The sequence below is a fragment of the Nocardia pseudovaccinii NBRC 100343 genome, from assembly GCF_001613225.1.
Taxonomy (GTDB): Bacteria; Actinomycetota; Actinomycetes; order Mycobacteriales; family Mycobacteriaceae; genus Nocardia; species Nocardia pseudovaccinii.
Genome location: NZ_BDBY01000252.1, coordinates 1 through 21,455 on the forward strand (window position 1 = coordinate 1; position 21,455 = coordinate 21,455).

At 65.9% G+C, this 21,455-nt stretch carries 23 protein-coding genes; 8 read left to right on the plus strand and 15 right to left on the minus strand.

Annotated elements, in window-relative coordinates; genetic code table 11:
• From NP3_RS31350 to NP3_RS31360, 3 genes are all read left to right on the plus strand, one after another.
• A partial coding sequence (locus NP3_RS31350; RefSeq protein ID WP_218024976.1) for a hypothetical protein occupies nt 1-224 on the plus strand: 224 nt, incomplete at its 5' end.
• A 2-nt stretch (nt 225-226) separates the two neighbouring features.
• Nucleotides 227-2,068: a dynamin family protein gene (locus NP3_RS31355; RefSeq protein ID WP_063045243.1), complete on the plus strand. Its 1,842-nt coding sequence runs from the start codon at nt 227-229 to the stop codon at nt 2,066-2,068.
• A 62-nt stretch (nt 2,069-2,130) separates the two neighbouring features.
• On the plus strand, nt 2,131-3,624 hold the full coding sequence (locus tag NP3_RS31360) for an Hsp70 family protein (RefSeq protein WP_063045245.1): 1,494 nt from the start codon (nt 2,131-2,133) through the stop codon (nt 3,622-3,624).
• Here NP3_RS31360 and NP3_RS31365 read toward each other — a convergent pair.
• Nucleotides 3,619-5,097, minus strand: coding sequence for a dynamin family protein (locus NP3_RS31365; protein ID WP_063045247.1), 1,479 nt, complete (start codon nt 5,095-5,097; stop codon nt 3,619-3,621). The genes NP3_RS31360 and NP3_RS31365 overlap by 6 nt on opposite strands.
• Before the next feature lie 265 nt (nt 5,098-5,362).
• Between NP3_RS31365 and NP3_RS31370 the strand changes: the two genes are divergently transcribed.
• Together NP3_RS31370 and NP3_RS31375 are read left to right on the plus strand one after the other, a co-directional pair.
• Entirely contained in the window at nt 5,363-5,611 is a 249-nt protein-coding gene (locus NP3_RS31370) for a hypothetical protein (protein ID WP_157124681.1), read from the plus strand.
• Nucleotides 5,612-5,644: 33 nt separating this feature from the next.
• The gene (locus tag NP3_RS31375) at nt 5,645-6,307 is read left to right on the plus strand and encodes a S1 family peptidase (protein WP_063045250.1); all 663 of its coding nucleotides are present in this window, start codon (nt 5,645-5,647) and stop codon (nt 6,305-6,307) included.
• 21 nt (nt 6,308-6,328) lie between these two features.
• On the opposite strand, the gene NP3_RS31380 is transcribed toward NP3_RS31375, so the two are convergent.
• From NP3_RS31380 to NP3_RS31445, 14 genes are all read right to left on the minus strand, one after another.
• The gene (locus tag NP3_RS31380; protein WP_084509239.1) at nt 6,329-7,021 is read right to left on the minus strand and encodes an FHA domain-containing protein; all 693 of its coding nucleotides are present in this window, start codon (nt 7,019-7,021) and stop codon (nt 6,329-6,331) included.
• A gap of 253 nt (nt 7,022-7,274) precedes the next feature.
• Nucleotides 7,275-8,906: a tetratricopeptide repeat protein gene (locus tag NP3_RS31385; RefSeq protein ID WP_169814611.1), complete on the minus strand. Its 1,632-nt coding sequence runs from the start codon at nt 8,904-8,906 to the stop codon at nt 7,275-7,277.
• Nucleotides 8,903-10,723, minus strand: a complete 1,821-nt coding sequence (locus tag NP3_RS49355) for a hypothetical protein (RefSeq protein WP_063045254.1) — start codon at nt 10,721-10,723, stop codon at nt 8,903-8,905. Before NP3_RS49355 ends, NP3_RS31385 begins: the two co-directional genes overlap by 4 nt.
• The gene (locus tag NP3_RS31395; RefSeq protein ID WP_245721187.1) at nt 10,720-11,994 is read right to left on the minus strand and encodes an ABC transporter substrate-binding protein; all 1,275 of its coding nucleotides are present in this window, start codon (nt 11,992-11,994) and stop codon (nt 10,720-10,722) included. Before NP3_RS31395 ends, NP3_RS49355 begins: the two co-directional genes overlap by 4 nt.
• Before the next feature lie 70 nt (nt 11,995-12,064).
• Entirely contained in the window at nt 12,065-12,355 is a 291-nt protein-coding gene (locus NP3_RS31400) for a gas vesicle protein K (RefSeq protein ID WP_063045259.1), read from the minus strand.
• On the minus strand, nt 12,348-12,584 hold the full coding sequence (locus NP3_RS31405; protein WP_063045261.1) for a gas vesicle protein: 237 nt from the start codon (nt 12,582-12,584) through the stop codon (nt 12,348-12,350). The genes NP3_RS31400 and NP3_RS31405 overlap by 8 nt, the downstream gene beginning before the upstream one ends.
• Entirely contained in the window at nt 12,581-13,375 is a 795-nt protein-coding gene (locus NP3_RS31410) for a GvpL/GvpF family gas vesicle protein (RefSeq protein WP_063045263.1), read from the minus strand. Before NP3_RS31410 ends, NP3_RS31405 begins: the two co-directional genes overlap by 4 nt.
• Nucleotides 13,368-13,760 (minus strand): gas vesicle protein, encoded by a 393-nt coding sequence (locus NP3_RS31415; RefSeq protein ID WP_063045265.1) that lies wholly within the window; start codon nt 13,758-13,760, stop codon nt 13,368-13,370. The genes NP3_RS31410 and NP3_RS31415 overlap by 8 nt, the downstream gene beginning before the upstream one ends.
• A complete protein-coding gene (locus NP3_RS31420) occupies nt 13,757-14,083 on the minus strand; it encodes a gas vesicle protein GvpO (RefSeq protein ID WP_063045267.1) in 327 nt (108 codons plus the stop codon). The genes NP3_RS31415 and NP3_RS31420 overlap by 4 nt, the downstream gene beginning before the upstream one ends.
• A gap of 14 nt (nt 14,084-14,097) precedes the next feature.
• The gene (locus NP3_RS31425) at nt 14,098-14,355 is read right to left on the minus strand and encodes a gas vesicle protein GvpG (RefSeq protein WP_063045269.1); all 258 of its coding nucleotides are present in this window, start codon (nt 14,353-14,355) and stop codon (nt 14,098-14,100) included.
• Nucleotides 14,356-14,358: 3 nt separating this feature from the next.
• The gene (locus NP3_RS31430; protein WP_063045271.1) at nt 14,359-15,117 is read right to left on the minus strand and encodes a GvpL/GvpF family gas vesicle protein; all 759 of its coding nucleotides are present in this window, start codon (nt 15,115-15,117) and stop codon (nt 14,359-14,361) included.
• Complete coding sequence (gvpJ, locus tag NP3_RS31435) at nt 15,117-15,521, minus strand: gas vesicle protein GvpJ (RefSeq protein ID WP_063045273.1); 405 nt, start codon at nt 15,519-15,521, stop codon at nt 15,117-15,119. The genes NP3_RS31430 and gvpJ overlap by 1 nt, the downstream gene beginning before the upstream one ends.
• Complete coding sequence (locus NP3_RS31440; RefSeq protein ID WP_084509241.1) at nt 15,518-16,681, minus strand: SRPBCC family protein; 1,164 nt, start codon at nt 16,679-16,681, stop codon at nt 15,518-15,520. Before NP3_RS31440 ends, gvpJ begins: the two co-directional genes overlap by 4 nt.
• A 5-nt stretch (nt 16,682-16,686) precedes the next feature.
• Nucleotides 16,687-17,352 carry a hypothetical protein gene (locus NP3_RS31445; protein WP_063824965.1) on the minus strand — a complete coding sequence of 222 codons (666 nt, stop codon included), beginning with the start codon at nt 17,350-17,352 and terminating at the stop codon, nt 16,687-16,689.
• Nucleotides 17,353-17,554: 202 nt separating this feature from the next.
• Between NP3_RS31445 and NP3_RS31450 the strand changes: the two genes are divergently transcribed.
• From NP3_RS31450 to pdhA, 3 genes are all read left to right on the plus strand, one after another.
• Nucleotides 17,555-18,754 (plus strand): PucR family transcriptional regulator, encoded by a 1,200-nt coding sequence (locus NP3_RS31450; RefSeq protein WP_063045279.1) that lies wholly within the window; start codon nt 17,555-17,557, stop codon nt 18,752-18,754.
• A 155-nt stretch (nt 18,755-18,909) separates the two neighbouring features.
• Nucleotides 18,910-20,364 (plus strand): dihydrolipoyl dehydrogenase, encoded by a 1,455-nt coding sequence (lpdA, locus tag NP3_RS31455; protein WP_063045281.1) that lies wholly within the window; start codon nt 18,910-18,912, stop codon nt 20,362-20,364.
• Between the two features lie 9 nt (nt 20,365-20,373).
• A complete protein-coding gene (pdhA, locus tag NP3_RS31460; RefSeq protein ID WP_063045283.1) occupies nt 20,374-21,441 on the plus strand; it encodes a pyruvate dehydrogenase (acetyl-transferring) E1 component subunit alpha in 1,068 nt (355 codons plus the stop codon).
• The last annotated feature ends 14 nt before the right edge of the window (nt 21,442-21,455 follow it).

The window sequence follows — 21,455 nt, forward strand, 5'->3', positions numbered from 1 at the left end:
TCGATCAGCAGGCACCTGTCGACCAGCAGGCACCCATGGATCAGCAACCGATCGACCAGCAACCGATCGACGATATGTCCATGGACGACGGCCTGCCGCCCGATGACGTCTACAACACGGGTTCCAACGGCCTCGGCATGGGCGCTGGGTCCGAAGACATATTTTCCGAAGGGCCCTTGGCCGATATCGGTGACACCATCGCCGACGCCATGGACATGTTCTGAGCATGCGAACCGATCAACTACCGACGGGCAAATCGGCCGCTGCCGTTCCGCCCCTGTTCGATTGGTTGATCCGACTCGCACAGTCGGCGGACCGGGAAGACCTGCTCGGCACCCTGCGATCCGTGCGACGCCGATCGGCCGACGCTGCCATGCGAGTCGCCGTTGTCGGATTGCGCCAGCAGGGCAAGAGCCAACTGATCAATGCCCTGCTGAACGAGCAGGTCTGCGTAGTCGGTGACCGTCGAGCCACCTCGGTGGTCACCGTCGTCCGGCACGCCGACGAACCGGTCGCGCAGCTCGTCGTCGAGATGCCGCACGCCGAAACTCCCGTCGCGTCCGCACTGCCATTCGGTGAGTTGCAATCCGATCTGGCGACGTCCGCGCACGCACGAGGCGGCCAGGTGGTGTGCGCGGAAGTCGGCATCGATACCGCGGCGCTGCCGAATGGTCTTGCCCTCATCGACACCCCGGGTGTCGGCGGCATCGGCCAGCGGCATGTCCCGCGAGTATTGAACGAGGTGGCGCTGGCGGACGCCGTCATCATCGTCACCGACGCCAGCCAGGAGTTCACCGAACCCGAATTCCGGTTCGTGCAGCAGGTGATCGGCCTGTGCCCGGCGGCCGTCATCGCGTTGACCAAGGTCGACATCTACCCCGAATGGCGCCGAATCGCGGACGCCGACAGGCGTCACCTCGCCGATGCCGGGGTCGGCTGCCGAATCATTCCGGTTTCGTCGACGCTGCGCGGCCACGCGGTGCGCCTGCGCGACAAGGAACTCAATGCCGAATCCGGCTATCCCGACCTGCTCGCGTTCCTGCGCACCGAGGGTCTCGCCGACATCGCAACCAAGCGGCGCATCCGCATCGCGCGGGATATCGAGTCTGTCGCGCACCATCTGACCGTGCCGCTCGAGGCGGAACTGAATACGTTGCGGGATCCAGGGTTTCAGCAGCGGATGGCCGAGGAGTTGAAGGCGCGCAAGGAAATATCGGACACGCAGGCGAAGTCGGCGCGGTCGTGGCAGCAGGTATTGACCGACGGTGTCGCGGACCTCAATTCCGAGATCGATTACGACCTTCGGGAACGGCTGCGCAGCATCAACAAGCACATCGAGTCCGAGCTCGCGGACGGCGATCCGGACAAGAAGTGGCCGGTACTGACCGAGTGGGTGCAGGAAGAGGTGAGCGCCGCGGTCGGCGACAATTTCGTCTGGGCATACCAATCCGCTCAGGCACTGGCCGAGCGGGTGGCGGCATCGTTCGCGGTGGATGGCGACGGCATCGATCTTCCGGTGCTCGAGGCCATCTGCGAGGGCGACCTGATCGACCCACGGCTGCAGATCGGTGAGCTGCGCGATATGAAGGTTTCGCTGGCGGACCGGGGCCTGACCGCGGTTCGCAGCGGCTACAGCGGCGCGATGATGATCGGCATGGGCGCCACCATGGTCGGCGCGGCGATGATGAACCCGATCACGATCGGAGCCGGGGTCGTGATCGGCGTGAAGGCATACCAGCAGGACCGCGCCGGACGACTGGCCCGCCGCCGCAACATCGCTCAGCTCACGCTCCGAAAGTACGTCGACGACGTGTCCTTCCAGGTGCACAAGCTCTCCCGTGACCGCCTCCGGAATATGCAGCGGGAGCTGCGCGATCACTTCAAGGAATCTGCCGAGCAGGCCTTGGCGTCACTGCAGAGTTCGATGAAGGCAGCACAGGACGCAGCGGGCATGGAACGGGTCGCGCGGGAAGAACGTGCGGCCGAGGTCGAGCAGAATTTGGCCGCGCTGGCCAGAGTTCGCGAAGGCGCTGCCCGGCTGCGGGCCGTGCAGTCGCAGCGAACGTAGCCGATTCCACCTTGGGTGAACGAACCTCACCCCATGCGGGGTCCGGTTCACCACTTGGGGATATGGCCGACGATCCGTCGGTGCAGGAGATTTATAAGCGCAAACCCCCAGCGACCATCAATCGAGAGGTGTCCATGTCCGGCAGTCTTGGCATCAAGATCGGCACCGCCGATTTCGTCACCGCAGCTGACGCGGCGTCCGGAGGTTCCGAGCGGCGCGCCCCACGTCCCCAGACGACCCAGCACCGGGCGATGTTGATCATGACCCAAGGCATGGCGCCGACGCTGTCTCCGATCGGCAGCGGTACCCGTCCGGCGCACATGGGACTGGTGGTCACCGGGTTCGTGGACCGCGTCGGCGACCCGATCGATCTCGTCGCCGCCGACGGTTCCGCCCATCGGCCGGAAAAGCTCGTCGCCAGTGCCGTCCAGTACCTGACGCGGTATTCGGCCGGTGCGTTCGCCGGGCCTCCCACCATCGCGGCGACATATCCCAGCTACTGGCAACCACAGGGCGTGCAGGCGCTGCGCGAAGCGCTCGACCGGATGGATATGGCCGGTGTGGCACTCGTCGACGAGGTCGGATCGATTCTCGCTCGGGTCGAGTCGACGCGTGGGCTGCCTTCGGACGGCGCCGTTGTGGTGTACGACCTCGGCGGCAACGGCCTCAGCGTCTCGATGGCCCGCGGTACCGAACAGATCGGCCGAACGGTCCGGAGCGCGGAATTCGGTGGCAAGCACATCGATGACGCCATCTTGCGGCACGTTCTCCGAGGACTGGCCGGGGAACTCGCAGACATCGATCTCGCGGCCCCCGCCATGCTGGCGCCACTGAACGAACTGCGGCAGCGCGGCCAGCAGGCCAAGGAGACGCTTTCCACCGAAACCGCCGCGGTGATCGAGGTGGAGCTGGGACCCGTGCGTCACGATGTGCGACTTGTCCGCTCCGAGCTCGAGGACCTGATCAGAGAGCAGGTCGTCGAGTCCGCCGGACTCGTCCGAGAAGCCCTGCGCACCAACGACATCGATGCCGGTGATGTGCGCGCGGTAGTGCTGGCCGGTGGGGCGTCGGCAACCCCGCTCGTCGCCGAGGTGCTGTCCGCGGAGCTGCACGTTCCGGTATTAGCCGAACCCGATCCCGGCCTTACCTCGGCGAATGGCGCTGCTCTGCTGGCGCGTTCTTCGTTGAGTGCCGCCCCATCGGCACCGGTGCCGCCGCCACCGATGCCGACACCCGCTACCCCGCCGCAAGCCCCGGAACCGCCTCGGTCCGACGAGCCGGTCGCGAGCACGCCGCCGGTGGCCGTCGCATCCGCGGATCCGGTGGCGCCGGAATCAACCGGAGGCCGCAAAAAGGTCGGCAGTCGACGTCGTAAACAAGCACTTCTCGCAGCGGCGGCGACTGCCACGCTCGCAGCGGTGACTGTCGGAATTGTTACGCACACCGTGCCGAAGACCGAGCCGCAGCCCGCGGTAACCGAGCAGGTTACCGACACGCCTTCACCTGCTGCGACAACAACTACGCAACTCCCCTACCCCACCAGGCATGTTTCATAAGCAGTTCCGCCGCAACTCGCTCAGCACGCCCTCAGCGCTGCGAGCCGCCACAATGCAGGCATTGGCGGTGAACTGATCCGCTAGTGGGTGTTCGGCCCGGGATCGCCATCGTCTGATTTCCGCCAATGCGACGTCCTCGCCCACGCCCGCGACCGCGAACGGTTCGATTCCCAAGCGTTCGGCCGGTCCGGTTCCGTGACCGCCGATCACCCGTTGCAGATCGGTGAGTTCTTGTTCGGACAACACTGTCTCGGTCGAGCGGAGCCGACTGAGGAGTCGGAGTTCTTCGAAGCCGTGCACATTCGCGAGCAGCGTCGCGACTTCCCGGCCGAGCGGTGCGGCCTGCGCGGTCGGTTCGACGGCGAATATCTGCCGCAGCATCAGCAGCGCGGTATGTGCCTTCAATTCGTCCGCCCGCTGGCCGAACTGAATGTCGATGACGCGCTCGAGTTCGCCGATGCCGCTGCGTGCGATCAATTCGTCGACCAGAGCCGCGGAATCGCTGGTACCGGACCGTAGTCGATTCAGTGCCATGCCGATTCCGAATAGCCCCAACCGTCTGACGAGGTGCTGTCGCGCCGCGGAATCAATCGGCAGGTAGTCGGCTCGCTGGAATCGGTCGGCCGAGAGCATGGCCAATTCCAGGTCGGACGGTGCGACCGTGGCAAGCTGACGAACGGCCACGAACTCGCTCTGTCGAAGTGTTTTCGCGGTAAAGGCGAGCAAACCCGCGACCGGTACGGCTGCCTGGCACAGCCCCGTCGTTTCCAATTCGCGCGTGAAGTCTTTGGCGGCCGCGCGGGCGGAGTGCATTGCGTCCGGACGGCCCGCACCGAGTTCGTCTGCCCGCGAGAGAACACCGACGATTCCGAGCGGACCGGCGTTGCCGCCGACGTGCTCGCCGATCTGACGAATCAGTGCGACGTCGGAATCGTCGAGCGAACGAAACAGATAGACCACCGCATCGGCTCCGGCAGAGCCCGTGTCCGGAGTCAGCAACCGCAGTGTGCGCGCGGACACCTCCCTCGACAATGACGTGGTTCCGGGGGTGTCGATGATCGTGGTGCGTGCGAGGCGCGGCACCGGCCAGTCGACGTCGATTCGATCGACCTGCGCGGCCATAAGCTTGCCGAGGTCGAACGTCAGACCCCCCTCGGCTCGCTGTATCGGTACATACTCGGCCCGGCCGCCCGCGAGCCGGGCGACGACCGTCGGCGTGGCGCCGTGCCGGTACCAGGTCACGACGCGGGTGCATTCGGTGGCGTCGGTCGGGGCGATATCTTGGCCGACCAGTGCGTTGAGCAGTGTCGACTTTCCGGCTTTGACGGCACCGGCCAATGCGATGCGCAGCGGTTCGTGCAACCGTCGCGCGCCCTCTTGGAGGCGATCGGTAGCGGCACGGTTACCGGAGTAAACGCGATGGGCGGCCTCGATGATTCTGTCGACCCTGGCGATCGGCGCCGCGGTGTTCATATTGGCACTCGGGTAACCCGCGTGGTTTCACCCATACCGAACATCATCGCGCCACCGAATCCGCCGCGCGTCCCTAACACTTCTTTATCTGCGATGACGTGCTCCGATGGCCCGGGGCGACGGCTCGCGTCAGCGAGGTGTGAGTGTTTCCAACCCGGGGGATGATGATCTTCCGCGCACTCTACGAGAAGAGTTGGTGGTGTTCATCTGCGGGAAGCCTTCGACGGATGAGGGCGTCCCTGAAGCTCAGTTGAAGGAAACCATCATGAACAGCACCAAAATTCGCGCAGCCGTAGCAGCGGCAGTGCTCGCGCCGATGCTTGCTCTCGGGTCAGGCGTTGCTACCGCCGCTCCCGCCCCGGCCGCTCCCCCGGCGCCTGTCCAAGTGGCACCGGCCTCCGAACAACTCCCGCCGCAGGTCGAGCCCGCCATTTTGTGGTGGAACCCATTCCTGTGGTGGGTCTGCTTCGTACCGCCGATCTTCCCCTTCGGTACGGGCATCTGCCTCGCATAGCCGGATAGTTGCAGCTCAGCGATTGGATCGGACATGTTCAGGAAGCTCGCGAGGGCTGCGGCTGTGCTCGCAGCATGCGCAGCGTCGGCCGGGGTGCAAGTAGGCACTGCGCATGCCGCAGACCCGTCGGTACTCGGCGGCGGTTCCGGAATTATCGTCAACGACCAGGGCGTCTGCACGCTCACCACGATCGGGCACGATGCGGCGGGTCGACTGGTCGGCCTCACCGCAGGTCATTGCGGTGAGGCGGGTACCACGGTGGTAGCCGACGCCAACCGGGACGCCGGTGTCGTGGGCACCTTCGCCTACGCGAACAACGATATGGACTACGCCGTCATCGCGTTCGATGCGGACAAGGTCGTACCTGTGAACCGCGTGGGCAATACGACGATTACCGGATTGGGTGGTCCGGCGCAGTTCCCGGACATCGCGTGCAAGGAGGGCTATACCACGGGCCAGACCTGCGGACTGGCCTACGGAGACGTGTACCAGACCAACACCTGGACCTGGACGCAGATCTGCGTCCTTCCCGGTGACTCCGGTGGCCCGGTCGTAGTTGGCACAACGCTCGTCGGCATGGTGAACGGATACCTGAGGGTGCCGTGCCTGGGACCACAGCTCGGCGCGAATATCGCCGCCATCATGGACGACGTCGATGCGCGCGGTGGGATCGGAGCGGGTTTCCGCCCGATCTAGGTGTATCACCGCACATTCCATCTATCGCCCGTGGTGATTGACGATCACGCCGCTGTCGAGTGCGCGCTCGACCAGAAACATGCGTTTTTTGTTCGGTGGGAAGGATTCGACGTCGAATATTTTGAACAGCGCCCGCATGTGGGTCTTCACCGTGGCAACGCTCAGGCAGAGATCGTGCGCGATCTGCCAGTTCGATGCGGGGTAGGTGAACCCGGTCTCCGCGTCGTACGGGCGACATAATGCCTCGAGAATCAGATACTGAGCGTCGGTCAACGCGGTCCGGGCTGGCAGACCGGTCTGAGCAATCGTTCGTTCATCCTCGGATGGGTGGCCGTCTGTGAAGATGAATACCGATTTTCCGAGCCGGATCGTATCGCCGGACTCGAGTTTGCGATATCCGCCGACGCGCTCGCCGTTGACGAAGGTCCCGTTTGTCGACAGCCCGTTATCGATGACGACCCAGCAGTCGCTCACCCGCTTGATTATGGCGTGCAGACGCGAGACGGTCGCGTCGGTGGCCACGGTGATGTCGGCTGCCTCCGAGCGTCCGATTGTCATCCCGTTTGTGTCGTGATCGAGTGGAATCTCGCGCCAATTTCCGTAGCCGATCCGCTGGGACAGCGTGCCACCACCGGCTGAACGATGCCGCGTATGCTCGCCTGCGTCCGGATACGGTCCGTGACGCAGTGCCTGTTGTCCGTATGACGTGGACATGATGCGTCTTTCCCGATCCGAGGTACGTCATGAACTGCGGGCACCGATTTATAGGATCAGAATGCGCCCTCCGAGTCGCCTACTGTAAGAATTCAACTAATTTGGTATATGGAGTGGGGGTCCGATCGTTCTCGAGGCCTCATTTTGGTAAATATTCCGGACTGCGAGTACGGCGTCCAGGTGTCGGGTTGATCGTTCGGTCGCAACTCTTCCAAGAGTGACGCCAACTGCCGAGCACGCGTCGGTGACCCGGCTATTGCGGATCCGGGGCGGGCAGCGGCCAGCGATCCACGGTGTGCAGTGTCGAACCGGCTTGGCGCGCATAGTGTTCGGCGTGCAGGGCGGCCGGGTGCAGGCGGCGGGCGGCGGCCAGCCAGCCACCGGCCTGCCGGAGAACTTCGGCGCGGGTGAGCGCCGGGTCATTACCCAGCAGCAGACCACCGTGCTCGGGGGCGAGCACGACGGCCGATCCGAGGTGCTGCAGGCAGCGGCCGATACCGAGATCGTCTTCGAGGTCGCGGTAGGCGGTGAGCGCGCGTTGCCAATGTCGAAGGGCGCGGCGGGGCTCACCACGGGTCCACCAGAGGACGCCGAGTGTTTCGCGCGTCTGGGCACCGCCATCGGGGTCGCGACCGTCGCGGGTCAAGGATTCGGCCAATTCCAGGCGGTCCTGGGCGGCGTCCAGCCGACCCTGATGTAAGTGGACGACGGCCAGGTTGATCAGCGCGCACACCACTGCGGCCAGATCCGCACGCGGCAGCAACCACCAGGCGGCTTCCAGTTGTTCGGCCGACTCGGACAGCACGGTCGGACTCGGCGGAGCGGTTTCGAGTCGATGCAGCGCGGTGTAGTGCGACCAGCGCGCGGACAGACTGGTGGACAGGGCGCGTGGCCGATATTTCGGCGGCCGTCGACGTAGCCTGCCCGCCCGGAGCGCGGCCAGCTCACTACGCAGCGGGAAATCGTCGGCATCGGTGAATTCGCACAGCGCCTGCGCTACGCCGTAGGCATTCTCGGGTAGGCCCTTCCGGGCATACCAGACGTCGAGGGCGTCCGCGATTCTGGCGAGTTGGTGTACGGCCGCGGTCGGAAGCCGCGTTCCCGGATCCGGGAAGAGCGTGCGCAGATACTCTCCTTCCGCTTCGAACCAGCGGCGCGCCCCCTTGGCGAAACGAACCGTTTCCAAGGCGATCGCCCAGCGGCTGGCCCGGTCCGCGTAGTGATGCAGCAGTGCCGACAGCGCCGCCCGCCAGTGTGGTCCGCGGACGACCTCCGCGGTGAGTGGCAGGCGCGGGGCCTTACGCAGGCAATATCGGTCCGCGCCGAGATAATCGACGACGCCGCGTACCTCGAGGTCGGCCAGCAATAGGGTTGCGGTGCGCCCGTCGGGTGCGGAATCCGGGGGCAACCGGGTCGGCGCCTCGAGGATCGCGGACAGCACCGCGAGCAGAGCGGCTGTCTCGAATTCCTGAACCGGTAGTTCGCGCAAGGCGGCGAGGATGGGATCGTGATCGAGTTCGGAAAGCTGCCGCGGCGGATCAGGACAGTTTCTGGCGTCGACGAAGCGCACCGGCTCGCCCGGTTCGACGAGTTCGGCGATCAGGGCGAGTTCCCTTTCGGTGCGCACTCTTTCGCGAAAGCTGTCTATGCGTCGGTAAGCCACATATGCACCCGCGCCGAGCACGGCGACAATGGCGAGTCCGCGCAGCAACCCGCCGATCACCTTGACCACGTCGCTGTCGCCGAGCGAGTTGACCACGATATTGCGACCGAGTTCGAGTACCAGCGCCCACGCGACGACCTCCGCGGTGCCGAGCACGCCCTCCCAGATCGATGAGCGCGGCGTGCTCTGCTGTGGCGCCTCGTATCCGCGTGGCGCCGTCACGACAGCGTCCCGCCGGTCAGTCCCGGTACCAGCCAGCGCCGCCACGTGGCAAGCAACAGCAGCACGGGCAGTACGGCCGACAACAGCGACCCGGCCGCCAATTCCGCGGCGTTCTCGTTGAATTGCCGTGCCTCGCCCCACAGCAGCAGCGACCAGGGGCTGGCACCCGCGCCGTTCATCATCAGACCGATGAAGAAGTCGTTCCACACCTGGATGAATTCCAGTACCGCGACCGCCACCACGGCTGGGCCCGCCGATGCCAGCAGCCGCCGCGTCACGGTTCCTGGACTGGCCAGCCCGTGCAGTGCCGCATCGGCCGGAGTATCCGGCGGGGCCAGCATCGCACCGCGCAGAATCAGGATCGCGATCGGCAATCCCGCGGCGGCGTGCACGAAGATCAACGGAATCCTGGTGCCGGACAGGTTGAACGTGTCGATGAACCTATCGAGGGAACCGAGGTAGCTCTGCGCGGGCAGCACCGACAGGACGACCAAGGAGACCACCGCGATCCGCGAGACCACACCCTCCTGACGCCCCGCGGCCAGTCGATGCGCCACCGGAAGTGCGGCCGCCACCACGACGATCGTCGCCAACCCGGCCACCAGCAACGTCGTCTGCCATGCCGCACGGAAGGATTCGTCGCGCCACATGCCGGTGAGTGCGGAAAGCCCGAATCCCTTGGGGCCGTTCAGGCAAACGGCGATCAGTACCAGGATCGGCACCAACGCGAACAGCGACACCGCGGCGATCCCGATCGCGCGCACCGGACCGATACGGCGACTGGCATCCACCGGCGGCGAAACCGCCGCGTAGGTCTGCCCGCCGCGCTGCCCGCGCACGCCGGTCCGCGGCAGCCAGGCCACGAAGCCGACCAGCACCGCCAACGGCAACGCGTACGCCGCGGCGACACCCGCGCTGGGATAGCCGTCGGTGGCCAGTCGCCACCACTGCACGGTCGCACTGTCGAGCTGGTACTGCATCGAACCGGGTACCCCGATCAGCACCACATCGAAGACCCTGGCCGCGGCCACGGCGACGACCAATCCGAGGATGAGCAGGATCGGACGCACCAGCTCCAGCAGGCGCAGCAGCGGGAAACGCTTTCCCTGCCCGTGCAGATAGCCCGACCGCACCGGATCCGCCTCGATGGCACGGATATCGGCGCGCAACAAGCCGGTCAGGAAGCCCAGCCAGGTCCACAGAAACGCCGAACCGAGCATGAGCGCGAACCAGATCCGGTACCCGCCAACGCTTTCGATGCCGAACCGAGCGGCGAGATACTGGAAGATTATCCGGAAGGCGACACCCGAGACGAATGCCGAGATACCGAACGGCACGATCAACGGCGCCCACAACCTGCGCGAATCGCGTGACAGCCAGGCGATGCCGACGGCGACGAGCAGCAGGATAAGACCGAAGACGACCCACAGTATGGTCAGCAGGTACGCCCATCGTCCGTCCCCGGCCAAGGCGTCGGCGAGCGACCAGAGCCCCAGCGCGATGAGCACGGCGCAAACCGCCAGCACCGACCGGCGTGCCCGGCTCGGCGATCCACGCCTGAGGATCAGGGTGAAGGGAACGGCACCACAGGCAACCAGCATGCAGGAGAACACGATTCGCGGACGCGCGGGCACCGCGATCGCCACCGTCCACACCGCGGGCGCCACCAGCAATGCCGCGATCAACCCCACCGCCAGCAGCCCCGCCCAACCGAGCCAGCGATGCGGCCGCCCGCCTGGTACGAGTGGGCCGCGCATCCGGCGAGTCGCGAGCTCGATGCGCAATCCGTTGGCACGGAAGTCGGCGACACCCGTCATCGGCGGCTCCGCTCGAATCCGTCCAATGCGGCGATCGCGCGATCGATCGCGGCATCCGGCCGCTCGGCGGCACCGTCACCGATCGCGACGAGAAAGTCGGTCAGTATGCGCCACAACCCATTACGGCCGCCCACCGCCCCCAGTTGATCGGACAGATCGAACGCGCTCCACGGGCTCTGCGAACGCGCGATCGGTTCCAGCAGTGCCGAATAGCGCACGGCGGTACGGGTATTCGGGGCGATGAAGCCGCCGTCACCCTGAATCCAGGGCAGCGGCGCCTTAGGCGCGGCCAGCGCCGCCACCACCTCATCGGCGCGCGAGCCTGCGTATCCGGTCACCACCATGACATCGCCACCCACAATCCGTGGCCGTTCACCACCGAGACCGGTGACCGGGAACGGCGCGATGCCGACCACCTCTTCCGGCCGTCGCCCTGAGGCTCGAAGGCATTCGCGGACAACGGGTTCGGCGAAATCCGGCGCGATCACCATGGCGGCGCGGCGGTGCTCGAACACCTCTCGAATCGCGTCCGGGAACTGACGGGTCGACGCCACCGCGACACCGCCCGCGATGGCATGCCGTCGGCCCCACAGCCGGGCGAGATTTCCGAACGTCGCGCGCACGGCAGGCCGGTCCCAGACGCGATCCTGCGTGGTGGTGGTCAAATCGTCGTAGGTGCGCGGCGATTCGGCGCGCAGCACATTCTCGAAGACATCGGTCAGTACCCAGCCGTCCGCCGCGGCGAGGGCCAGCAAACGGATCGGTGTGCCCGCCAGCACCTCGATCCGGTCGACCCAATCCGCGATCGTCCAATCGGCGGGGTCGCCGAGGTGGTACTTCTCGACGGTCTGCCGGTCGTACCAGACCAGCGACTTGTCGGCGGCCTTGAACGGCACACCGTACGGTTTTCCGTTGTGGTACAACAGCTGTCGCCACAACTCGGGATACCGCGCCCCTTGGTCGTCGGTCCACAGCGCATCAGGGACCGGCCGGAGCTTACCGTCGTCGACGAGTGCGCGAACCTGACCGGCCTGCGGCAGCAGCACGATATCCGGCGCCGACTTCCCGCCCGCGCTGAACGCGGTACCGACCTCGTCCCCCATCGGAATCACATCCACCGATCGCGCGAACGGCATCGGCGCCAGCACCTTCCGGAAGGCGGCCAGTTCCGCCCCACTCCACGACACCCCGATCCGGATCGACCCGGAATCGCCCCACAACAGCTGCGGCGCGCACGCGGCCAATGGCAGCACCCAACCCGCTTGCAGCAAAGCTCTTCTCGTCCCCATGCTCCCCCAACAGAGCGGTGATGGTGTCGCCGAGGATTATTGCATCACGCTGCTAGTCGGGAAGAAGCTTTCCCAAGGGTCCCAGGTCGATGTTGAGATCTTCTGGGGTGAGGCCGAAATGGTCGCGCAGTTCGTCCATGCGTTGCTCGAGCAGCATCAGGGTGGTGCCGATACGTTCGATCTGAGTGTCCGTCAGCTCGCCATCGTCCACGCGCCGCAGGGCCTGCCGTTCCATCAGTTGCCGCAGTAACTCCACCAGTGTGAGCACAAGCGTGACCAGACCCCGCTCGACGGATTCGGGGTCGGTATCGATACGCGGTGGAATGCCACCGATTTCAGTCATCGCGGGGCGGTTCCAATTCAGGTTGCGCCGCCGCGGGTTCGACCGAGGCGGCGGACAGCGTGCTGATGGATGAGACGAGGGCTCGCAGCGAGATCGCGACCAGGTCTACGTCCGCGATGGCCAACCTTATATCGCCGGTGATGATTACCCCGTCGGCCAGCACCCGGTCCAGCAGGTCGACGAGTGCGACCCGGCGCTCGCCGTCGACGCTCTGGTCGGCGGGTCTCATATCGGCTCCTGTTCCACGCCCGCGAACGAGTACGGCGGCCAAGGACCGGTGATTTCGAGCCGGATACCGGGCAGTTCCTTGCCGAGTTCGTCCACGGTCGCGGCGAAGTCACCGGCGTCATCGTCATCGACCAGATAAGTACCGTTGAGCACCATCCAGTCGCGGCGTCCGCTCAGCGCCGGATCCGTCGCCGCTTGGCGACGCCCCGCCGCGGAGCGACGAACCAAACGCGTGTGGATCTCCTCGGCCCGCTCTGCCGCGTCGCGCTCCACAGTTTCCTGTGCCGACAGTTCCGCGCGGCGACGGGCCAGATAAGCTGTGCCACTGCCCTTTCCGCTCCCCGTGCTCGCGGCCCTGGCATCGGCCACCGCGGCGGTGAGGGCGGCGCGGTCGGTGTATGCCTTCACGCCCCACTCGGTGCGGCCGGTCACCAGCGTCAGCGCTGCGATGAAGTCCGTACGCCTCGTATCGAGCAGGTCGCGCACCCGCTCGTCGTCGAGAAAGACCGTGGCCAGGCGTAGCGGGACGGTCGGGCCGCGGCGCACCAGCGCTGACACCACGCCGTCGTGCGCACGGGCCGTCGCCGCCAGCCAGTCCAGATCCTCCAAGTTCCGGCGTAGTGGCTGCTCCCCGAACACCGCGAGCGGCACCGATCCGACGAACGCCGCCAAAGCATCCGAGACCACCGCGCGTACTGGCTCACCGGCCACTCCGGTGATCGAACCCGGTCCCGTCGCGGCGTCGGTGGCGCGAGTCACCGCGTACAGCCAGACGCCGACCTCGTCAGTCACGCCGCCTCGATTCCGTGGCCGCGCGGCGGCCTTCGAGAGATTGCGGGACCTCTCGTGCGGCTTCGAGTTCGGCGATCCGGTCGCGAAGTTCCCGGTTCTCCAGTTCGAGGTCGTGATCCTGCCGCTCGAGCGTGTGGGCCTTGCTGCTGAGCCAGGGGTCGGTCTCCCACCAGTCGATGCCCACCGCCTTGGCCGTCTCCAAAGACGCGATGACCAGCCGCAGCTTGATCGTGAGCAGTTCGATATCGAGCAGATTCACCTGGATGTCGCCCGCGATCACCAAACCCTTGTCGAGTACCCGTTCGAGGATGTCGGCGAGATTCGTCGAGTGATGTCCGCCACCGTAGGGCTGCGGTGCCGACGACTCGCCTCCGACCACCGTCATCGTCGGTTTCTTTCGCCGATATCGGTGCTGCCGCGGTAGTAGCGCTTGATTCTGCGGTAGGCCAGCAGATTTCCGTCCAAATCGAGCTCGAGCTCATAGAGCGCCAGCATGTCCCCCGATGAGGGGATTCGGCGATCCTCGAGCACCTCCATCTCGACCAGCCATCCATCCTCGATCGGCTCCATGGAGGTGACTCCCTCCACGTGCTTCGAGGTCAGTTCCACGAGGATCTCGATTGCCGCGGCCGAGGCCTGCGCCGCGGTGATGGGGGGCGGTTCGTCCGACGCCGAGTCGACATCCTCGGGGTTTTCCGGAGTGGTCATGCGTGCCACGCGAATCACTCCTTCCGGTTGGGCGCCGTCGTGCCGCCTGGTGGCCGGAGCCTGCGGTGGAGGACGGCCCGCTGCGCTTGTTTCCGCTCTTCTTCGGACAGGCGACCGGCTGTCGCGGCCGCATCGATCTCCTCGAGTTCGAGCCGCACTGTCGCAGGATCCTGTCGTTGCTGCTCTACCTGGTCCTGGATCAGTTCGCCCAGCCAGATCACGCCGCGCACCGGGGCGAGGGGCAACGACAAGATCGCTGAGACCAGACCCATGGTTCAGCTCTCGGGTGCCTGCTTCATCACGAAGTCGTAGGCCGCCATCGGTCCGAGCAGAGTCAGTTCGACGCGGTCGTCCCAGTCCCTGGCGAGTCGACGCAATTTATTCTCGAGATCGTCTTGCCGACTGCTGTCGAGCAGGACCGCGATATGGACCGCGTCCTCCTCGTGAGTGGGCTGGCGCGGGTTGACGAGCGAGTCGAACTCCTCGAGTTCGGAAATCACCCTGCGGGTGTCCTCGGCGCGTTTGGCTTCGATTGCCTGATTGATCATTTCGCCCAGTGCGATTCGGGCATCGCGGGTGGCGTCTTCGGGTTTGTCGTGGATCTCTTCGCGTAGCCGGGCGACTTCGGCGTTTTCGTCGAGAAGTTCACGCAGCACGGCATTCTCGACGTAACGTCCCTTGATCACGAACTGCGCGCGACCCTCCAGTTGCTCCAGCGCGGCGCGGAACTCGTCCTCGTGTTCGCCGAGCAACTCGTTCTCCACCGCCTCCTCATCGGTCATCACCGCTCCGAAGCGCAGCGGCAGCACCGGAACCACGGCCGCCGACTGGTCCAGCAGCTTGGCATGCGCGGCAAGGTCATCGGGCTCGCCTAGCGGGTGATCGGTGGCGATGTCACTGACCAGCGCGGCAATCTCGCCGTGCCGCACCACCGAGACGTCGCTCGGGGGGTCGCCGATACCACTGGCATGCGACTGCGGCTCCACATCGGCGGGCACGATGCCGTAGACGTATACGGCGTGGGCGGTAGCCATCATTCCCCCCTGCGCCGCGAAGGCCGGGGTGCTGTTTGGCGCTTGTCCTCGACGTCGTCGAGGAAGCTCTTGACCTTCTCGCCCGCCGCCTCGAGCGCACCCTTCGTCTTGTGCTTGCTCGCGCCTTCGGTGACGTCGCCGACGATATCGGTCAAGCCCTTGGGTTCACTGGTGGAAATTTCGAGCCGGTTGACCGCCTCGGCAAAACGCAGATACGTGTCGACGCTGGCCACCACGACTCGGGCGTCGATAGTCACCAGTTCGATGCCGACCAACGACACGCGCGCGAACGCGTCGATAACCAGTCCTTTGTCCAGAATCGTGTCTACAACGTCGGCAAGGCTGGAGGAATTCGGGCGCGCCATTGTGCCGGTTCCGCCACCACCTGCGGGTTCGATGGTCATGTTCGTGCTCCGCTCTTGCTCGACCGGCGGGCCGCTGTGGTGCGGCGCTTGGTGCCCGATCGACGGCGAGGCGGCGCGGGCTGCTTGCCCTCGTCTTGCTCGTCCTCGTCGAACTCGTCGGATTCGTCTTCGGGTTCCTCTTCGGATTCGTCTTCGGGTTCCTGTTGTTCTTGATCTTCGTTGTCCGCGGTTTCGGCTTCGGCGTTCTCCTCTTCCTCTTCCTCGCGCCGTGCGGTCTCGTCGTCCTTGACGACCTTGCTGTCGCGGATCTCGCCATGCCAGCCCACGATGTCATCCGGATGCAACACGGCCTCCGTCATGACATGCCGCTCGAATTGCTTGAGTTCCAGGCGGCACCGGCGACCGGCCGCGCGCCACATGTTGGCCGTCTTCTCGAAGAGGCCGTGCGGTTGGTACTCGAGCACCACGAGGATGCGGGTGAGACCCGGCGTGATCTCGTGAAAGCTCACCGCGCCGTCGATATACCCCTTGGCGCCGGACGAACGCCAGACGATTCGTTCGTAGGGCACCTGTTCGAGGATCGTGGATTTCCAAGTCCGCCTGGACCAGAACACCTTGCCGGTCCAGGTGAGTTTCTCGTCGGACTCCTGCTCGACCTGCTCGATCTTCTTGGTGAACTTCGGAAAGTCCGAGAACTGGGTCCACTGGTCGTAGGCAAGGTCGATCGGAACGCCGAGATCGAGCTGCTCGACGATATTCGTCGGTTTGCGCTTCTTGCCGCCCCCCTTGCCCTTGCCGCCGGTTATGGACTCCTTGACCGTTTCGAAGTTGTCGCGGACGGAGTGCTTCAGCTTGGCCATGCCCGCGCTCATCGCCGCCTGGAGCGGCGAGGCGCCTGCGCCGAGTCTTTCCACTCCCGTTATCGCCGACAGTAGATTTCCCCCACCGTCCTCAGCGTATTGATTCAGCCGGTCGGCTGTCTTCGATACCGTGCCCGAGAGCCCGGAGGCCGCGCGTGCGGCCAGGGTTGCGGTGAGATTCTGCATCGATTGCTGCAGGGGGCTGGTCGGGGCGGCTTGTTGGGTCTTCTTCTGGATGGTCGATGCCGCCCCGGTCGCGGCTTTGGTGGCCCGCCCCGCGGAGGCGGCGGCCTTCTTGCCGACTCCAGCCGTCGTATCACGCAGTGTCTTGGCCGCCATCGGCCTCATCTCCTCGTGCGTCGCACGGGCGCTTCGTCGGCTACATCGGTATCGACGCGACTCCGGCGTCGACGAGGCGCGGGCGGCTTCCGCTCGGCTGAGCCGGATGCACGGTCCAAAGTCCGCGCACCCGTTCTACGCACGGCCGTCATCGTCTGGCGGGCTCGCGACCGAGCGCTCGTCAGCCGGGAGTCGTCGTCGTATTCGTTTCGCGATCGGCCGGAATCGTCCTCGTCGTACCCGCCCTCGTCGTCGGCCGGTTCGTTCTGGTCTAGTTCGGCCTCGGCCATTTCGTCCTCGCGCAGATCGTCCTCAGGCAGTTCGCCCTCGTCGGAATCCGGCTCCCGCGAATAGCCTCGCTCCTCCCGCAGATCGGGCATCGCACGCTGCTGCAACCGGGCGTTGAGCGCGTCGATGCGGTGGCTCGCGGCGGTGACCGCGGCGGAGCGCACAGCGCCCACCAACTCACCCTTGACGGTATCGGTGATCTGAGTCAGCTCCGGCGACGATCTGAGCAACGATGTCCCCCGCTCGAGCAGATCCCCAGGCGTTCCCGCCGACCGCCTTGTCATCGCCGCACCCGCCAGCGCCAACGCGAACCGCATCTTGCGCGTGCGCCCCAGCACATACCCAATGCCCACCCCTATGGCAATTCTTGCTCCACCTTTCACAGCTCACTCCTTGCTCGCCTCGACACCCAAACGCATCAGCGAAGCCCGGACGTCCGAGAGACGACGCCCCAGAGTGGGATAGATCGGGACGCAGAATATTTGGCAAACTTCAGCGTATTCCTGGTTACCGGATAGGTCTATGGGTGCGGCGCGCGAAAGTCGCATATCCACGCCGCAACGGCACTGAGTAGCGTCGACTGGTATGGCTACACCCCAGCATCCGGTCGCTACGGCGGGTACACGAAAGTTGGCCGCGGCCTGCCGGGCGGAGATTCCAGTGCTGACCCGGCGGTTGCTGTCGGCGATTTTCACCGATAACCCGGAGTGGACGGATTACACCTCGGTGCCGCGCAACGAGTTGCGAGAAGGCTGTCGGCAATATCTGACCCGGATCTTGGATCTGCTGGGCGGGGCGGCGACCGATCCCGAACACGATGATGTGGCCGCGGCGATAGGCAGGCATCGCGCTGCGCAAGCGGTGCCGTTGGAGGCGATGTTGCGCACGTTCCGCCTCGGCGGCGGGATCGTATGGGAGGCGTTGCTGGACAAGGCCGAGGCGATCGACGCGCGGGAGGTCCGCGAGGCGGGTACCGCGATGTGGACGGTGATCGATGGGATGTCCTCGGCGTTGGTCACGTCGTATCGCAATGCCGAACTCGAACAGGTGCGCCACGACGAACGCCGCAGGCACGCGCTGATCGAGGATCTGCTCGCCGGGCGCGCGCACGATGCGACGTTCGCCGCGCGGGTGGCGCGCGAGCTGAACTTGCCCGCCCAGGGTGCGTATCTGGTGGTCGCTGTCCGTGGCGGTGAGGGACGGCCGTTGCGCGCGGGTGCCGAAACCGCGTTGGGCGCGTTGGGGATTCGGTCGGTATGGCATGACCGGGTGGATGCCACGATCGGCCTGGTGTCGCTGGCCCGTCACGACAGCGCTGGCGTGCTCGCTCATCTTCGCCCGCAGATACGCGGACTGGCTGGTGCCTCCCCCGCTGTCGCGGGACTCGCGGATGTCGATACCGCGCACGCGCTCGCTCTCGTCGCGATGCAGACAATGCCCTGGGACGCAACGGGATTGGTCGCCTTGGACGAGCGTTACCCGGAAGCGCTGCTGGTCCGCTCGCCGGACCTGACCGAACTTCTGGTTTCCCGAACCCTGGGCCCGGTGCTGGCGCTGCCGGTCAAAGAGCGTGACTCGCTGCTGCACACCCTTGCGGTATGGCTGGCGGAGAACTGCTCGGCCGCCAATGCCGCGCCGCGTCTGCATTGCCACCGCAACACCGTGATCAACCGGCTGCAACGCATCTCGACACTGCTCGGTCGTCCGCTCGACGGACAACGCTCCTATCTGGAGCTCTCGCTCGCACTCGCGGCGCTGCGACTCGGCGAATCAGAGTATCGATAGACATCCGTGGAATTGTGCTCAGCGCCCACTTTCGAGACCGATTTCCTGGGCTTCGGAGTGATTGTCTGTGCGCTGGGTGGTGACCAGACTCGTCGATGATGACTCGCGCCATACCCGCGCCGAGTCGAAATCGTTCGAGACGAGGAGCACCACGAGTGCCGGACTTCGATCTGTTGGTGGTCGGCGGCGGCCCCGGCGGCTATGTGGCCGCCATCCGCGCGGCCCAGCACGGCTTGACGGTCGCCTTGGTGGAGAAGGAACGGCCAGGCGGGGTCTGCCTGAACTGGGGCTGCATTCCGACCAAGGCCATGCTGCGATCCGCGGAGGTTTTCCAGACCGTCAGCGCCGCAGCGGATTTCGGTGTCTACGCCGACAATGTGCGCTTCGACTTCGCCACAGTGCGCCAGCGCAAGGACGGCATCGTCAAGGAACTCACCGACGGTGTCGCGGGTTTGCTCGCGGCCAACGGCGTGACGGTCATCGAGGGCCATGCCCGGTTCATCGATCCCACCACCGTCGAGGTGCACGAGGTGGGTCCCTCCCCCGTCGGTCCGCAAGGCCCGCGCTACGCCGCCGCCCCGACCACGCCGATCCGGCGGGTCGGTGCGCGCGATGTGATCATCGCGACCGGCTCGGTGCCCGCTCGGCTGCCGATTCCCGGCGCCGACCTGCCCGGCGTGATCACCTCCGACGGCGCGTTCGGGTTGACCGAGGTGCCCAATCGGCTGGTGATCATCGGCGGTAGCGCGGTCGGCGCCGAATGGGCCAGTCTGTTCGCCACCTTCGGCGCCGAGGTCACGATCGTCGAAATGCAGGACCGGCTCGTTCCCGCGGAGGACACCGATATAGGGACCGCGCTGGGCCGCTCCTTCAGCAAGCGCGGCATTTCGGTGCTCACCGGATCGACGGTGAAATCCATTGCACAAGAGTCGAATCGGACACTGCGAGTGACCGTCGACGGCTCACAGGAGCGCGAGCTCGATGCCGACGTGGTGCTGGTCGGTGTCGGTCGGCGTCCCAACACCGCCGACCTCGGCTTGGACATTGCCGCGATCGCCACCGACGACCGTGGATTCATCATCGTCGACGAGCAGTTGCGAACCGGTATCGCGCACGTGTACGCCATCGGCGACGTCACCGGTCGGGCGCTGCTCGCCCACGTCGCCTCCCACCAAGGCCTCACCGCCGCCGACGTGATCGCCGGACATCAGGCGCATATCGATTACACGGTGATCCCCGCGGCCACCTTCACTCATCCGGAGATCGCGAGCGTCGGACTCACCGAGGCCGCCGCCCGCGCCGCCGGGCACGAGGTGATCACCGCGCGCTTCCCGTTCGCGGCCCTCGGTCGAGCCAAAACCTTCGGCGAGACCGAGGGATTCGTGAAAATTGTTGCCGGGCAACAGCATCAGGAAATCCTCGGTGTGCACATCATCGGGCCCTCGGCCAGCGACCTGATCACCGAAGGCGCGCTGGCGATTTCGCTCGAGGCAACGCTCGACGAGCTGGCCGACACCATCCACGCCCACCCGACCCTCGGCGAGATCGGCATGGAGGCGGCACTGGCCGGACTCGGACTGCCCGTACACATCGCGCCACGCAAACGCTGAGGAGCCACCGTGACCACGACCGCCGCACCCCGTAAAACCACGTCGAAGGCCGCTACCCGCAAGGCATTCGCGGGTACCGATCCCGACACCCTGCGTGGCTACTTCCGCGACATGCTGTTCGTGCGCCGCTTCGAAGAGCGCACCGCCCAGGGCTATACCCAGGCCAAGATCGGCGGCTACTGCCATCTCAACCTCGGCGAGGAAGCCACCGTCGTCGGAGTCGCCGCGGCGATGCGCCCAACCGACTACCTGTTCACCAACTACCGCGAACACGGCTACGCGATCGCCAAAGGCATCGAACCCGGCCGGGTGATGGCCGAGCTGTACGGCCGATCCACCGGCACCTCCAAGGGGTGGGGCGGCTCGATGCATATGTTCGACACCGCGACCCGGCTGCTCGGCGGATACGGGATCGTGGGCGGCCAATTGCCATTGGCCGTCGGCGCCGCACTGGCGATCGACTACCGCGGCGGCGACGATGTGGTGGTCTGCCAAATGGGTGACGGCACAACCAATATCGGGGCATTCCACGAATCGCTGAATATCGCGGCACTGTGGCATCTGCCGGTGGTGTTCCTGGTGATCAACAACCAGACCGGCATGGGCACCACCGTCGAACAGTCCTCCGCCGAACCCGACCTCTACAAGCGTGCCAGCGCGTACCGGATGCGCGGCGAACGAGTCGATGGGACCGATGTTCTCGCGGTGCGGGATATCGCCACCGAGCTGGTGGAAGCCGCCCGCCGGGAGGGAAAACCAGCCCTGCTCGAGGCCGTCAGCCACCGGCTCAAGGGGCATTCGGTGGTCGACCCGGCGAAATACCGTAGCGCCGAGGCGGTTTCGACGGCGCGTGAATCCGATCCGGTCGCACGGCTACAGCGCGAGCTGATCGCCGCCGGTTTCCTCGACGAGGACACCGTTGCCGCCATCGAAGCCGAGGTACGCGATGGAGTCGACGCCGCCGTGGCCTTCGCCGACGCCAGTCCACGCCCGGAGCCGACGAGCCTGTTCGACTACACCTACGCCACCCCGGTGGCCGGTGAATCCCGACGGCTGCCAGCCGATCCGCTGTTCTGAACACACTTCCCGCA

What these genes read in the sequence shown, in the direction of transcription:
- NP3_RS31415 (WP_063045265.1), bottom strand. Translation starts at nt 13,760, where the DNA reads ATGACGGTGGTCGGAGGCGAGTCGTCGGCACCGCAGCCCTACGGTGGC.
- NP3_RS31430 (WP_063045271.1), bottom strand. Translation starts at nt 15,117, where the DNA reads ATGGCTACCGCCCACGCCGTATACGTCTACGGCATCGTGCCCGCCGAT.
- NP3_RS31420 (WP_063045267.1), bottom strand. Translation starts at nt 14,083, where the DNA reads ATGACCACTCCGGAAAACCCCGAGGATGTCGACTCGGCGTCGGACGAA.
- NP3_RS31355 (WP_063045243.1), top strand. Translation starts at nt 227, where the DNA reads ATGCGAACCGATCAACTACCGACGGGCAAATCGGCCGCTGCCGTTCCG.
- gvpJ (WP_063045273.1), bottom strand. Translation starts at nt 15,521, where the DNA reads ATGACCATCGAACCCGCAGGTGGTGGCGGAACCGGCACAATGGCGCGC.
- NP3_RS49355 (WP_063045254.1), bottom strand. Translation starts at nt 10,723, where the DNA reads ATGACGGGTGTCGCCGACTTCCGTGCCAACGGATTGCGCATCGAGCTC.
- NP3_RS31405 (WP_063045261.1), bottom strand. Translation starts at nt 12,584, where the DNA reads ATGAGACCCGCCGACCAGAGCGTCGACGGCGAGCGCCGGGTCGCACTC.
- NP3_RS31365 (WP_063045247.1), bottom strand. Translation starts at nt 5,097, where the DNA reads ATGAACACCGCGGCGCCGATCGCCAGGGTCGACAGAATCATCGAGGCC.
- NP3_RS31400 (WP_063045259.1), bottom strand. Translation starts at nt 12,355, where the DNA reads ATGACTGAAATCGGTGGCATTCCACCGCGTATCGATACCGACCCCGAA.
- NP3_RS31450 (WP_063045279.1), top strand. Translation starts at nt 17,555, where the DNA reads ATGGCTACACCCCAGCATCCGGTCGCTACGGCGGGTACACGAAAGTTG.
- NP3_RS31380 (WP_084509239.1), bottom strand. Translation starts at nt 7,021, where the DNA reads ATGTCCACGTCATACGGACAACAGGCACTGCGTCACGGACCGTATCCG.
- NP3_RS31360 (WP_063045245.1), top strand. Translation starts at nt 2,131, where the DNA reads ATGGCCGACGATCCGTCGGTGCAGGAGATTTATAAGCGCAAACCCCCA.
- NP3_RS31440 (WP_084509241.1), bottom strand. Translation starts at nt 16,681, where the DNA reads ATGGCGGCCAAGACACTGCGTGATACGACGGCTGGAGTCGGCAAGAAG.
- NP3_RS31425 (WP_063045269.1), bottom strand. Translation starts at nt 14,355, where the DNA reads ATGGGTCTGGTCTCAGCGATCTTGTCGTTGCCCCTCGCCCCGGTGCGC.
- NP3_RS31375 (WP_063045250.1), top strand. Translation starts at nt 5,645, where the DNA reads ATGTTCAGGAAGCTCGCGAGGGCTGCGGCTGTGCTCGCAGCATGCGCA.
- NP3_RS31370 (WP_157124681.1), top strand. Translation starts at nt 5,363, where the DNA reads ATGAACAGCACCAAAATTCGCGCAGCCGTAGCAGCGGCAGTGCTCGCG.